Annotated in this window: 13 protein-coding genes; 7 read left to right on the top strand and 6 right to left on the bottom strand. The window is 44.5% G+C overall.

Annotation, left to right across the window (positions count from 1 at the left end):
• The first annotated feature begins 92 nt into the window (after window positions 1-92).
• Window positions 93-1595 (top strand): NCS1 family nucleobase:cation symporter-1, encoded by a 1503-nt coding sequence (locus ACYX4N_RS04665; protein ID WP_476055751.1) that lies wholly within the window; start codon window positions 93-95, stop codon window positions 1593-1595.
• 93 nt (window positions 1596-1688) lie between these two features.
• On the opposite strand, the gene ACYX4N_RS04670 is transcribed toward ACYX4N_RS04665, so the two are convergent.
• Entirely contained in the window at window positions 1689-2423 is a 735-nt protein-coding gene (locus ACYX4N_RS04670) for a helix-turn-helix domain-containing protein (protein WP_476055752.1), read from the bottom strand.
• Between the two features lie 131 nt (window positions 2424-2554).
• On the opposite strand from ACYX4N_RS04670, the gene ACYX4N_RS04675 reads away from it, so the two are divergent.
• From ACYX4N_RS04675 to ACYX4N_RS04690, 4 genes are all read left to right on the top strand, one after another.
• Window positions 2555-2959, top strand: coding sequence for a hypothetical protein (locus ACYX4N_RS04675; protein WP_476055753.1), 405 nt, complete (start codon window positions 2555-2557; stop codon window positions 2957-2959).
• A gap of 7 nt (window positions 2960-2966) precedes the next feature.
• The gene (locus ACYX4N_RS04680; protein ID WP_476055754.1) at window positions 2967-3776 is read left to right on the top strand and encodes a DUF2145 domain-containing protein; all 810 of its coding nucleotides are present in this window, start codon (window positions 2967-2969) and stop codon (window positions 3774-3776) included.
• A gap of 10 nt (window positions 3777-3786) precedes the next feature.
• Complete coding sequence (yiaA, locus tag ACYX4N_RS04685) at window positions 3787-4257, top strand: inner membrane protein YiaA (RefSeq protein ID WP_476055755.1); 471 nt, start codon at window positions 3787-3789, stop codon at window positions 4255-4257.
• 142 nt (window positions 4258-4399) lie between these two features.
• On the top strand, window positions 4400-5452 hold the full coding sequence (locus ACYX4N_RS04690; RefSeq protein WP_476055756.1) for a hypothetical protein: 1053 nt from the start codon (window positions 4400-4402) through the stop codon (window positions 5450-5452).
• Between the two features lie 94 nt (window positions 5453-5546).
• Here ACYX4N_RS04690 and ACYX4N_RS04695 read toward each other — a convergent pair whose 3' ends face one another.
• From ACYX4N_RS04695 to ACYX4N_RS04705, 3 genes are all read right to left on the bottom strand, one after another.
• Entirely contained in the window at window positions 5547-7592 is a 2046-nt protein-coding gene (locus ACYX4N_RS04695; RefSeq protein ID WP_476055757.1) for a TonB-dependent receptor, read from the bottom strand.
• A gap of 124 nt (window positions 7593-7716) precedes the next feature.
• A complete protein-coding gene (locus ACYX4N_RS04700; RefSeq protein ID WP_474857438.1) occupies window positions 7717-9276 on the bottom strand; it encodes a PepSY-associated TM helix domain-containing protein in 1560 nt (519 codons plus the stop codon).
• A gap of 3 nt (window positions 9277-9279) precedes the next feature.
• Window positions 9280-9861, bottom strand: coding sequence for a hypothetical protein (locus ACYX4N_RS04705; RefSeq protein WP_476055758.1), 582 nt, complete (start codon window positions 9859-9861; stop codon window positions 9280-9282).
• A 242-nt stretch (window positions 9862-10103) separates the two neighbouring features.
• Here ACYX4N_RS04705 and ACYX4N_RS04710 point away from each other — a divergent pair, with 242 nt between their 5' ends.
• A complete protein-coding gene (locus tag ACYX4N_RS04710; protein WP_476055759.1) occupies window positions 10104-10937 on the top strand; it encodes a class II glutamine amidotransferase in 834 nt (277 codons plus the stop codon).
• Between the two features lie 115 nt (window positions 10938-11052).
• Here ACYX4N_RS04710 and ACYX4N_RS04715 read toward each other — a convergent pair whose 3' ends face one another.
• Window positions 11053-12105: a LysR family transcriptional regulator gene (locus tag ACYX4N_RS04715; RefSeq protein WP_476055760.1), complete on the bottom strand. Its 1053-nt coding sequence runs from the start codon at window positions 12103-12105 to the stop codon at window positions 11053-11055.
• A gap of 227 nt (window positions 12106-12332) precedes the next feature.
• Between ACYX4N_RS04715 and ACYX4N_RS04720 the strand changes: the two genes are divergently transcribed.
• Window positions 12333-12848 carry a lactoylglutathione lyase family protein gene (locus tag ACYX4N_RS04720; RefSeq protein WP_474804738.1) on the top strand — a complete coding sequence of 172 codons (516 nt, stop codon included), beginning with the start codon at window positions 12333-12335 and terminating at the stop codon, window positions 12846-12848.
• A 146-nt stretch (window positions 12849-12994) separates the two neighbouring features.
• Here the strand turns inward: ACYX4N_RS04720 and ACYX4N_RS04725 are convergent, their stop codons facing one another.
• Complete coding sequence (locus ACYX4N_RS04725; RefSeq protein WP_476055761.1) at window positions 12995-13636, bottom strand: MBL fold metallo-hydrolase; 642 nt, start codon at window positions 13634-13636, stop codon at window positions 12995-12997.
• Between the last annotated feature and the right edge of the window lie 50 nt (window positions 13637-13686).

Raw genomic sequence — 13686 nt, forward strand, 5'->3', positions numbered from 1 at the left:
ATATTTTGTAAACAGTAACGCTTCGTAAGGCCCTGTTTTTTATTTATAAAAAGACATGCGCGTGCAGCACTAAAACAACAAGGAAATAGATCGTGGATAACACCAACAATCAACCCATGACAAAACCTTCCCAATACGATGGCGATTTATGGAACCCAGATTTGGCGCCCACCAGTGAGGCAACAAGAACCTGGAGGTGGAAGGACTATGCGGCGTTATGGGTGGCTATGGTGGTATGTGTGCCCACTTATTTGCTATCTGCTGGGCTAGTGTCTGAAGGCATGAACTGGTATCAGGCAGTGATAACCGTGCTGTTGGGCAACATTATTGTGCTGGTGCCAATGATGCTAATTGGTCACGCGGGGGCTAAATACGGTTTACCTTTTCCTGTATTGCTACGTAGTGCTTTTGGTACCAAAGGCGCGAAGATCCCTGCTCTGGCTCGCGGCCTTGTAGCCTGCGGGTGGTTTGGCATTAATACATGGGTGGGAGGCAGTGCGATTTACGTTATTTTAAATAGCGTAAGCGGCGACGCTTTTGTAGGGCAGGCGCTGCCATTTTTAGGTATAGATATTACCCAAACCCTGTGCTTCTTTGCTTTTTGGGCAATGCATTTGGTTTTCATTAAGCACGGTACTGAATCTATTCGCTGGCTTGAAACTTTTGCTGCACCATTTTTGATCTTAATGGGCTTAGCGCTTCTTGCTTGGGCATACATCAATGCCGGTGGATTTGGCGCTATGTTATCTACGCCATCTCAATTTGTCGAAGGAGGCGCTAAAGAAGGCCAGTTTTGGTCTGCGTTTTTCGCAGGTCTTACATCTATGGTGGGCTTTTGGGCAACCATGGCATTAAATATCCCTGATTTCACTCGCTTTGCTAAATCACAGAAAGATCAGATGCTAGGGCAGGCTATCGGCTTACCCTTACCCATGGCGTTGTTTGCCTTTATTGGGGTAGCGGTTACCTCGGCAACGGTAAGCATTTACGGTGAAGCTATTTGGGATCCAGTGGCACTCGCGGGCAGAATGGGCGGCATGGGCGTGGTCTTTGCGCTCGCGGCATTAGCGCTTGCTACTTTAACTACGAATTTAGCCGCTAACATGGTTGCTCCGGCGTATGGGTTTTCGAACATGGCGCCTTCAAAAATTAGCTTTAGAATGGGCGGATACATCACCGCGGGTATCGGCGTTGCTATATTCCCTTGGAAGTTGCTTGAAACCGCGGGTGGTTATTTATTTACCTGGCTTACGGGTTATTCTGCACTGCTCGGCCCAATCGCAGGTATCCTCATTGCCGACTATTTCATTTTAAGAAAATCGACGCTAAACATTGATGCGCTGTTTCAGCACAGTGGCGAATATGGCGCGAACAACGGTTGGAACATGGCGGGCGTAGCTGCACTTGTTATTGGTATTTTGCCTAATATCCCTGGCTTTGCGCACGCAGCTGGGTTTGTAGACAGCGTACCAGCCATTTTTGATACGCTTTACGCCTACGCATGGTTCGTGGGGCTAATTATCGCCAGTATCGTATACCTAACGCTGTCCAACAGAGTACCAGCTACCATGCAGGCAAGAAGCGCCTCCCAATAATGGGGTCAGAGTACTTTTCTGCGCAGTAAACTAATGGGGTCAGAGTACTTTTCTATTTAATTTACTCTGACCCCCAAATATGCTTTGTCAGGGTTATTTTCGCTTCATGTTTTCAAAAAGTGAAGGCTCCCACGGTCGCATTGCCATTAAAAGCCCTATATGTTGGCGCTCTTCAATTGGCAGGGCGTTGTCTTCACTGCTGAGTTTTGCAGCTTCTTGTCTAAGCTGCTCTAAACGCCGCTGAATAATCGAAACCGAGGTTTGAGAATAGCGACCGCGCAAATAAAAGCGGAACATCCAAGGTTCGTTCTTTTTTGGATCCATGAACTTCACCATGACTTCTTGTTCCATAAACTTTTCTAGCGGCCCGCCTGGGATCCAGCGAAAGTCTTGGGCAATAAGCAGCTTATAATGGTTGTTCGGCAACAGCTCGATAAGCTTAAGCCTATCAAGGGTTGTCATTAGCTTAATGCCTTCTACTTCATCAATATCGTAATGTTCGATGAGTTCTGAAAAGCGCCAGCCGTCACGAACACACACCGCGGCAAGTAATAGCTTGGGGTTAGCAAGCAATTCCATTTCTTGCTGTTCAGACAGCTGCGAAATCTTCTCCTGCTGTTTTTGTGAAAGGCTAAATAAATCGCTTAATGACAAGTTTAAGCATTCACAAATCTGCTCTAACTTATCAAGGCTGAATGCCTGCAACGAAAAGTTACGCTTTACACTCGCTTCGCTAACATCAAGCGCTTCTGCAAGCTGCTTATAGGTGAGTCGCTGTTCCCGTAAGCATTGTTTCAAAGTGTCGTACACAAGGCTAATTTGGCTCATGGTATTACTTTTTTATACTTGTGGTGTAATTTAATACTACATTAATCATTTTGGTTTACGAAATTTATTCTTGGTTCTAGTGTGGAAAGTGTTCAGGCACATCTTGTCTTAACAAACTAGGAGCAAGTGATATGAAAAATACACGTTCAACATTGATGTTAACTGCACTATTAAGTAGTGCGCTTCTTACCCATGCTGCAATGGCAGATGATTCTTTTGATCATAGCGGCAAAGCCAGTAAGCACAGTGCATTAGCTGCCTCTGAAGGCTTAGCGACAACCGCTTCGGTAGCAAGTGCAGTCGTGGCAGTACCTGTGGTATTGACCGGGAGTGCGGTTGTAGCCGGAAGCGCGGTGGTAGAAAGCGCCGTGAATGAAAGTGCTCGCAACCTTCATCAGGCTAGCCATCAGTCTTCAGTGGCGGATAACCAACCTTTGGTGATAACCGAAACCATTATTACTGCCGACCCAGCCCCAAACCAAGTGGTTAGTACTAAGACCAAAGTGATCACGACCACAACTAATACTAAGCGGTAGGTTAGACATGAAAGCCTACATAACTTCAATCGGGTTTACACTTGTACTATTGATGTCTGGTATTCATGACGTATACGCGGGTAGTCAGCAGCACGGTAAGCCTACTTTTACGCCAGAAGCGATCGCTACTTTTTCAAAGAATGTGGAAAAGTATGCGGCAGTTGAAGGGGCCCAGGCATTTATTATTGCCAGACGTGGCAGACCTATTGAGGATATGCCGAAAGGCATACGCTTTACTCATACCGCTATTGCTATTTACTCAAGTATTGAGCTAAGCAATGGCGATACGGCTAAGGGCTATGCCATACACAATTTATATCAAGACGCAGATGAGAAGGGCAAAAGTCATTTGATTACCGACTATCCAGTAGATTTCTTCTGGGGCGCGTATGCGCTAGAGGCAGGAATAATAATTCCTTCAGTAGAGGTGCAACAAGCGTTAGTGAATCTATATCGTGATGACAAAGCTAAGCTGCTTCACAATGCTCGATATTCGGTAGTGGCTAACCCGTTTAATAGTGAACGCCAGAACTGCACGGAGTACACCCTCGATGTTTTAAACGCTGCAATTTACTCAACTACTGATATTGCGCAGCTAAAGGTAAATGCTAAGGCCCATTTTGTGCCACAAAAAGTAAATATGAGCCGCGCGAAACTTGGCTTAGCAAGTATGTTCAGCGATGGCGTAACTTTGTCAGACCACGGTCGCAAGGTAGAAACCACCACTTTCGGAAGCCTTGCTCGCTATATGCAAAAGTACGATTTAACAAACAAGGCCGTTACGTTTACCCATACGGGTCAAATAGAGAATATTTAGGAATTTTACTATGCAAAACATGAATAAACCCACTAAAGCATTTCGAATCGCGTCACTAGCTGCACTTATTGTAGGCGTAGGTGCTTATTTTATAGGCTTGTACAATGCACCTATGGCCCTTAACGAAAAAGGTTATTACTTCACTATTATGCTTTTTGGCCTATTTTCAGTGGTAAGCTTGCAAAAAACGGTACGGGATAAAATGGAAGGTGTACCTACGACCAAAGCATACTTTTTAGCTTCAGCGGTAGCCACCGGTTCAGCCATTGTACTGTTAGTTATTGGATTGCTGAACGCCGAACTCTTGTTAAGCGAAAAAGGCTTTTTCGGAATGGCGTTTACCTTAAGCTTATTTGCTGCCATTACGGTTCAAAAGAACGTTCGTGATAGCCAAAATCAAAATGAACTTAGTAGCGTTGAACCCCAATTAGTAACTAACGTTTCACAGCCTGAAACAACCACCAAAGTAAAAGCTGCATAAAAGTAAAGGGGTCAGAGTACATTTCGCCAAAGTCAGACGACCCCGCCATCAAATTAATTTACTCTGACCCCACTTTTTCGTATTGTATATCAATTGTTTAGCTATTTAGCGTCCTTTATTTTTAACGCATCAGGGATGAAATATGCGTAAACCCGTCAAATACAGAATTGCTTTTTTAATCGTTGCTGCGGCGTGTTTTTATGTAGGCACATGGTTCTTACCGAGTACCTTGCCAGACATTACGCTGAACTTTAGCAATATCATATCAGAGCCAAGCTGGCGTAATACGGCGCTTGTTTCGTTGGTTTATTTCCTTGTGCTGCCGGTGTTGTACTACTTCTGGGTTATTCGTATTGGCGAACAGGCTCTTTGGAAAATACTGCTAATATTTTCGCTAAGTAGCTTGATAGCTCGTTATAACTACCCGGATCAGCTGGCGCACTATTTTGCGTTTATCAGCTACCTAAAATACCCCATCATTGCTGTGTTAATGGTTATTGAAGTCGTGCTAATAGTAACTATCGTAAAAGCACTTTGGGGCGCACGTAAACTAAGCGGCGACCCACGAATACACATGCTCGAAAAATATGAAACAGCTGAAGCGCCAGAAAAAGGTAGCAAAGAGGCTAAGCAACTAGAGCTTGCTTTAATGTTGGCTCACGAACCTGCTAGTTGGTATTACGCTATACCTAGCTTCAGCAAAAAGCATGTGAAAAGCGCAGTGCACCTGAAGTTACTTTCTGGTAAGTGGTGGCATTTACTAAGCGTACTTATTGCTTTGAGTATCACAACCTATGCCTCTTATGTATTGCTATCGCAATTTAGTGAAACGATTGCCATGGTGGTGGCCACCTTGGTGTTCTATCTAGTGATCATGTTTGTTGCGAACTACCGGGTAAGCAAAAACTACAGCTGCTTTGTTTGGCAGGACAAGGTTGTAGTGAATAACTCTTGGTGGGGAATGGTTGTGATTCCAAAAGCGAATATAGAAAGCATTGAAGTTGGCGAGTGGAGTAGAAATTTAACCAAAGAGGATTTTCACTTTGGAAGGGGCGCTGCTAACGTCAAACTTACCTTCAATAAACCCCAAACATATTATTCTGGTATGGCTTTACTAAATGAAAGTATTTCGACCCTATATTTAAGCGTAGATAACCCTTCGATGCTACACAGGGAGCTTGAAGTCATCGATTAGCTTTTCACTGCGCAGTAAGCGGTAAAGCCTAAACCACCGCGCGCAATACGTCGCGGGCGGTGGTGGCTTGCAGGAGTTTACTCTTTAAAGTAAATCAAAATTTATAAGTAGCAGAAACTCCAACGTTTCTCGGGTCCGCAATGGCAGCGTAGCCCCCTGGGTTACGAGCACTGACTGGCTCTTGCGTCACAATGGCGGTTTCGTCGAAAAGGTTGTCTACAAATGCAGTAACAGACCAGTTGTCAGTTTCATAGCCAGCAGTTAGGCGCACCAAAGTATAGTCTCCTGCCACGCGCTCCTCAGTATTTGAAAAGTCGCCAAAGTATTCACCAATGTAACGGACCGAGCCGCCGACATTGAATGTCTCGTTTAGCCAGTATTTAGCCCCTACATTTGCGTTAAAAGAGGGTGCTGAATTCAGTTCATTACCATCCACATCAGGGTATTCCTCACCTGCATCGGTAATTTCACTGTTAAGTAACCCAATACCCGCATTAAGCTGTAGGTCGTCAGTGAGATTTGTATGCAGCTCCGCTTCCAAGCCATAAGTTGTTACCTCTGGCATATTCGTTATGAAGCGGGTCGAGCTTAATGCTTGAAAACCTGAATAGTCGTTATAGAAAAGGTTAGCACTAATGAATGTATTATTACTTAACGATGTACGCGAGCTCAACTCGTAGGTGTAGACTTCTTCTTCATCGTAGTAATAGTACTCTTGAGCTGTGAAGTTTAGAGCACCACCCGCTGCGTTATACCCTTTACGAGCACTGATACCCAATGTAGTGCTTTCATCTACATCGTAGGTTAGCGCGAGTTTAGGAAGGAAAATGTTAGTATCTTCTATGTACACATCGTCGATGGGGTCATAAACGAAGTGCCTGTCTTGGCTTTCTCTTTCTAGGCGCCCACCCGCGGTAAGCGTGAGCTTATCCGATAAAGTAAAGTTGGCTTCGGTATATAGTGCGATTGATTCACTATCGTCGTCACCGTAGTAGGGAAATGCGCCCGTACTTAAAATATCTTGCTCACGCTCGAAGTAATAGAAACCAATAAAACCTGTGGTTTCACCACCACTAAACGCGAAGTTTAGCTTTGCATCTACCGTGGTATTGGTTTCATCGAATACTAGAGTTTGTTCGTCTTCATCAGATGCTTCGTAACTGTCAAAGCCCCACTGATAATCCATATAAGCCAATATAAGGTCGAACGAGAAGTTATCATTTACTGCATATTCTGTAAGGAGCGAGGTGGTAGATATTTCAGTTTCAATATTTCTAAAAAATACGCGATTTCGTTCGTCTAAATTTTCAAGCTCATAATAAATACGCCCCGTGTCACCTTCTTCGTTGTTGTAGGTGTGTGTAAGCATAAATGAAAGGTCGTCGCTAGGCTCCCACTTAAGCTTCGCGCGCACGCGACGGGTTTCAATTTCATCTATGTCGTAGTCTGGAGGGTTAGTTTCAAAACCTTCACCATTGGTAATGGTATCTGCGTTAAGCGTTTGCACACTTAAACGAAACGCTAGTTCTTCTTCAATAATAGGGCCTGATATAACACCAGCAGTATCAATATATTGGTCTTTATTTCTATAGCCTACTCGGGCTGCGCCTTCCCAATCGAATGAAGGATCATTAGTCTTAATAAAGACAGAGCCTGCAATACTATTTCGCCCATTACTTGTAGATTGAGGACCTCTGAAAACCTCTATTTGCTGTAAGTCCCACATACCGCTATCGCCGCTTAAATCGGCAACAAAAGGTTGTGCTACACCATCAATTAAGGTCGATACACGCCCCTTCGCACCACCGGCAATTGAATTAAAGCCTCCAGCGCCACCGTTACCCGAAACACCGCGAATGTCGGGCAATGCTCCCGAAAGCGTTACTACGTTGGCGATTTCTGACAGGGCATCAGATACAGACTTGTATTGCGTATTGTTTATCTCATCTGCGGTAAGTACAGATATGGATGATGTTGAATTTTTTAGCGTACGATTGGCTTTTTCACCTAGTACGACGATTTTCTCAATTTCCTCAACACGCCCGTCAGGGGCTGGTACATTTTGAGCATTGGCAGTAAAGCCGACCGTTGATATTGCCATTGCTATCACAGATAACGATGCCGGAAATGTGTTTCTCATAAAAGTAGTTCCTTATTATTTCTCAAAGTAGTACGGCCGCTTTGAACGAGGCTCTTTTTATTGCTTAAGTGGTAAAGTTCTGGCGGTTGCCAACGGTCAACACCCGCCAGAGGTTGGATTTAGGTTATTGCCAGACACCGTCTTGGGGCACAAGCGTGCGCTTTGCAGCCAGACGTTTCGCAATCAAAATAAACAGCGCAATAAGCGAAATAGCGACTCCGATAAACGCGATATTTATGGTGCTAGATACGCTGGCATTCCAATAAACACAGGTCACTACAATAAGGCTAAGTGCTATGACGGTAAGTGCACAAAGGCTGTGAATGGCTGCTTTAAGAGGGGGAACCCAAAAGCTGTATGCTATCGCTGCTAGGAACCCGCCGTAATAGCCAAGGTGCTGATAGAGTTGAATGTTACCTTGTGCTGCCGATACAAGCTTCGCCGCCAAAAGAGATAAACCAATCCCAACTAAGGTACCTGTGCAAACGCCGACAGTTAGGCGCGATAAAATTCTCACCGAGCGTTTCTGTGTGGCAGGAGCATTAGCTGTCGAACGTTTCCTTCTCCCTTCTATCCAAATGATATTGCCCGTTAGGAATAGCAGTGAGCCGCTTAATCCCAATGCAAAATAAATCCAGTGAATTGCACTGCCGCCAAAACCCCCAAAGTGCAGCGTGAAAAAGCTATTCACAATTTTACCCGCTACGCCTGAAACTGAAGGCAGCATTGCCGTATACCCAGCTGAGGCAGTGTATGGGTCTGTCACCCAGAACGCGTAATAAGGACCGCGGATGATCTCACCTTCAAGTTCGCCACCAATGATCAATCTAGAACGCGGCGTACCCAGACCTGAAAAGCGAAGTTCAGCCATATTAAAGTCAGGCTCAGTTTCTGTAATTTTCTGGCGTAATGTTTCTATAGAGAGAAGGTTTTCGTTGTTTCGAACCACGTCAATTGCAGCGGGTCGATTAAACATAGGCTTATCTTGATAAACAAGGCTTTGCATAGAGCCATAAAGGATATCGTGATAAGCGAATACCACAGTTGTTACCGCGATGATGATGTGAAAAGGAAGGGCTGAAATACCTAATATATTGTGAAAATCTACCCAAAAACGTTTTGCTTTTTTTGCCTTTCGCAGGGCAAATAAGTCTTTTGCCCATGTGGGGAGAAATATAACCAGACCAGATACAATGGCGACAAAGTAGAGTATACAAACGATACCCATTATCCAGATACCTACCGCATCGTGATCGTCACCTCCTGGGATCCCTGCGGTTCTGTGTAAATGATCAAGAAAATCACCGATATCTGAAAGAAATGCTTGCTGACTGATAAGTTGTCCGTTCTCATCCAATGAAGCATGCCAATAGACCGCATCATGAGTATCTTCATCTCTCACTACCCATTGAACCGGCGCATGTTCTGTCATTGCGGTAGGCAAATACACCGTCATTTCTTTACCTGCTTCTGGGTGCTCAGTAAGTACTTGTTGTATTAGGTCGTCATACTGGCTTTCAGCGATGGCAGGCATGGTATTTTCGCTGTGTAGAGCCCAGGTGTTCAGCGGCCCTTTAAACATGGTAAAAGCACTCGTTGCAAAGCAGATGAACAATAAAAGCCCAGTTAAAATGCCTGTCCAAATATGAATGTTTTGGTAGTTTTTAAAGTTTTCTAATTTCATGGTTTAAATCAAGACCTGTATTGCTAGGTACTCTGCAACGGTTAAAAGAGCGATAGCGGTAAAGATGCGAAGTGGACGGTGAGAAAAGTAAATAAGTGCTATAAGCGTGAGCCAGACAGGTACTATCCACCACATAAGGTGTTGTGTTTTAACGTCTAAAGGCGTGTTATCAAAAACTGCAAAAGTGATAAGTGCGCTAGTAAATAAACCTAGAGGAAGCCCCAGTACAAGTGCTCCAATACTTTTTAGCCACCATTGTGGCGGATTAGCTTGACTACTTTGGTCGCGAGATAACGTAGATTTATTACCCCGTGGTGCGGTTAAAGGCTTCTCCCACCGTGTTATAAGAGGTACAAGGCTTAAACCAAGCATGCTAAGCGTGAAAGTCGTATAAATTGCTGCGGCTACTGAAAACGACTGGCTGAAACAAAAAGTGGCGACAGTACAGAGACTAATACAACCGATGATGGCTGTTTTAAATGAATAAGGGCGTGTTTTAAACCACTGTTGATTTGGGGTTCCAGCATACAAGACTGTACACGCTAACACGCAGAGGACTAAACCAAATGCAAATACAGTCGTCAACGTAAGCTCTCCTTTAGCTTTTATTTAATTTGCGGCAAGCAGCCTTAAAAAATCGCCAATAGGATATTCAACTAAAGTATATATGTAAATAGGAATAATTGTCATTTACATTAGCATTTTATTAAAAGGAGTGTTTAAAAAGTCTTTAATTATAAAATGCGGATTGCTCCTAATTGAGAATTGAACTAGCGCCAGCCCTTTATTATGCTGAACACTAATATTGTTAGAGGTCGTAAATTAACGTGTGTGAACTACTAGGCATGAGTGCCAATACCCCAACGGATTTGTGTTTTAGCTTTACGGGATTAACGCGCCGTGGTGGTGAAACAGGCCCGCATAAAGATGGCTGGGGCGTGGCATTTTACGAAGGTAAGGGCGTGCGTATGTTTCACGACCCTGAGCCTTGCGCCACGTCACCTATCGCCGACTTTGTTTCTAAGCTTCCTATAAAAAGTAAAAACGCCATTTGTCATATTCGGCAAGCTAACGTTGGCAACATCAACTTGGCGAACACGCATCCCTTTACCCGTGAGCTTTGGGGGCGCTATTGGGTATTTGCACATAATGGGCAGTTACCCAACTTCTCACGTCGAGCAGGTATTTATGAAGCGGTAGGGGATACAGATAGCGAAGAGCTTTTCTGCGACATTATGAATAATGTTAGGCAAAACCTCCCCCGAGACGCTATGCCAGAGCAGCTAGCTGAAACGCTTGTCGAATTGGCACAAGAGTATGCACAGCAAGGTGTATTTAACTGTTTATTGAGTAACGGCGACTGGCTGTTTACTTTCTGTAGCACAAAGTTAGCCAGCATTACTCGTAGAGCGCCTTTTGGCCCGGCTTGCTTAAGTGATGTTGAAGTAGAAATTGATTTTGCAGCTGAAACCACGCCAAAGGATGTGGTAAGTATTATTGCTACCGAACCGCTAACCAATGATGAACAGTGGGATATATACGAGCGAGGCGAATGGAAGCTTTGGCAAGAGGGGGAAGTCATTGCCTCGGGTAAGGTGGATGTACCTGAACACAAAAAAGAAGCCGAGATGGTAGCGCCCGATCCTTCGCTTCACGACTAATCACGAATTGTGGGGTCAGAGTAACTTTAACGGCCCCGCACTTTAAAAGCCGGCGCTTGGTTGGTAAGCCGCTCAATAATGTACTCTGACCCCAAAACTCGGGTTACCCCAATATTTATCTCAATACTTGGCTGATGGTTTGTTTTACTGCTTGATAGCGGGCGGGGAGTGCGCTGTGGGGCGTTTGAACACTGTATAAGGGCTCGGTTACCTCGTTTTTTGCTTCGTAAACAGTAAGTTTGTCGGCAAATGACACAAATTCTAGCGTGCTGGTTGGCAGCACGGTGTAACCTAACCCTTCGCTTACCGGCAGTAAAATTTGCGAAAGTTGATTGATATAGCCGGCGTGTGGCAGCTTATTTGGATTAACCTTGGCTAATTCAGGCTCTCCGCAATCGTTAAAGTAGCGCTGTAAGTAGTGCATGGCGTCTGGGTGATTAATAAGCCCTAAGTGGTTGATTATGGCTTTTAGTGTAATAGCGTCATCACTTTTACTCTTTGCTCTTCCAAATGCGCTTGTTATTTTTGTACCCGAACCCGAACCCGAACCCGAACCCGAACCCGAACCCGAACCCGAACCCGAACCCGAATCAGACATCAAGTTCTGTTTATTTTCAGGAAAACCAGAAAGCTGTGCGGTAATTGTATCAGGCAGTCTACGTGGAAGTATTAGCCCCAAAGCTTCCTCGCCTAAGTACTCGCTATGTATATCTTCACTCTCTGGCTGGTTAGTTACAATGCCAAGCTCAAGCGTATTGTTCGCTATGCCTGATAAAATTGTGCGTCGAGGCGCGACTTCCACATGAATATTGAGCGCGCTATGCTGCCTTTGTAGTGCCAACAGGGCAGGGTAAATACGCTGTGCGATAGCGCCTGAACAGGCCACTACACACTTTCCTTCAAATGGTGCGTCAAACTTTAAGCTGGCAATAAAATCTTGCTCTTTTATCTGTTGCTCTTTGGCGTATTGATAAACCCGCTGACCCTGCTCTGTAAGCTGAATCCCTTTGCCTAAACGAACCACCAATTCGCACTGACATACTTCTTCTAGTTTTTTCAGGTGCTGGCTTACCCCAGGCTGCGTCATGAATCGCTGCTCAGCGGTACGAGTGAAATTTCCCGTTTCTACTAACGTAATAAAGGTGTCTAGCCAAATAGGGTTAATCATTTTGGTATAACCTAAATTTATCAAATTAAGAAAATATCATAATTTCAAGTTTTTTCATTGTCTAGCTACTATGTATCCATATTCACTTAAGCGCTATTTTCGATTAGCTGTATGATTGATGTTTTGGATAATTGGTACAAGAGAACGCCATCTATCCAAACACAGAGACAAACAACTAATTAGCCGCTTAAGCCGTTTTGACAACTTGCACTACAAAGGAGTAAGTGATGACTGAAGCAGTAAAAACACCGTATCCACGTACGTTTTCCCATATCGGTATTTCGGTACCCGATTTAGAAGCCGCCGTGAAGTTTTACACCGAAGTACTTGGCTGGTACCTCATCATGAAGCCAACCGAAATTATTGAAGACGATTCGGCCATTGGTGAAATGTGTACCGACGTATTCGGTGCAGGTTGGGGTAAATTCCGCATTGCGCACCTCTCAACGGGTGATCGCGTAGGCGTTGAAATCTTTGAATTCAGCAACCAAGAAAATCCTGAGAACAACTTCGAGTACTGGAAAACCGGTATCTTCCACTTCTGTGTTCAAGACCCAGACGTAGAAGGTTTAGCTGAGAAGATTGTTGCCGCTGGCGGTAAAAAACGTATGAAGGCGCCGCGTTATTACTATCCTGGTGAAAAGCCTTACCGCATGATTTACATGGAAGACCCGTTTGGCAACATCCTTGAAATTTATAGCCACAGCTATGAGTTGCACTATGCAAGCGGCGCTTACGAGTAAACGTTAGTTAATAATGCTTTATAGGCATTGCGTTAAGCAAATGCATAGCTAGCTTTAAATAAGCGAAAGGCGAGGGCGAAATAAGCAAAAGCTTATTCAACGCACCTCGCCTTTTTGTTCTTTAACTACTCTTGAAACGTGAGATTTTATCCGAATTGACCTGATACATAAGGGTTGGACGCCTTTTCTGTGCCTACCGTTGTAGTAGGGCCATGTCCAGGGTAAATTGTCATATCATCAGGTAACACCATAATTTTTTGCTTAATAGAGTCGATAAGCTGCTGATGATTTCCTTGCGGAAAGTCAGTTCTGCCAATAGAGCCTGCAAATATGACATCCCCCACAATAACTCGATTGCTCGAACGCTCTACCAACACCACATGTCCGGGTGTATGACCGGGGCAATGCAATACTTCCAACGTTAAATTGCCTACTGAAATGGTGTCGTTGTCATTTAACCACTCATTGGGGGCAAAAGGCTGCGCGGGTGGAAAGCCAAACATCTGGCTTTGCTGCATAAGCGCATCTAACCAAAATTTATCTCCGATGTGGGGGCCAACAACGGGCACACCGTAATGTTCAGCGATGGCGACAGTACCGCCAACGTGGTCGAGGTGACCGTGAGTCAGTATGATTTTTTCTATACTCACGCCTTTATTTGTAGCGGCTTCAATTAACGCTTCAACGTCGCCACCAGGGTCGACAAACGCGCCTTTGTTAGTCGTTGGATCCCAAATTAACGAGCAGTTTTGGGCAAAGGGCGTAACCGGTATAACTTGAATTTCCACTGTTTAACCTTTTGATTTTTTGTTGCTTGGATGATAATACCAGTCCGCAT

Source organism: Alteromonas sp. ABH4_452, from assembly GCF_056311825.1.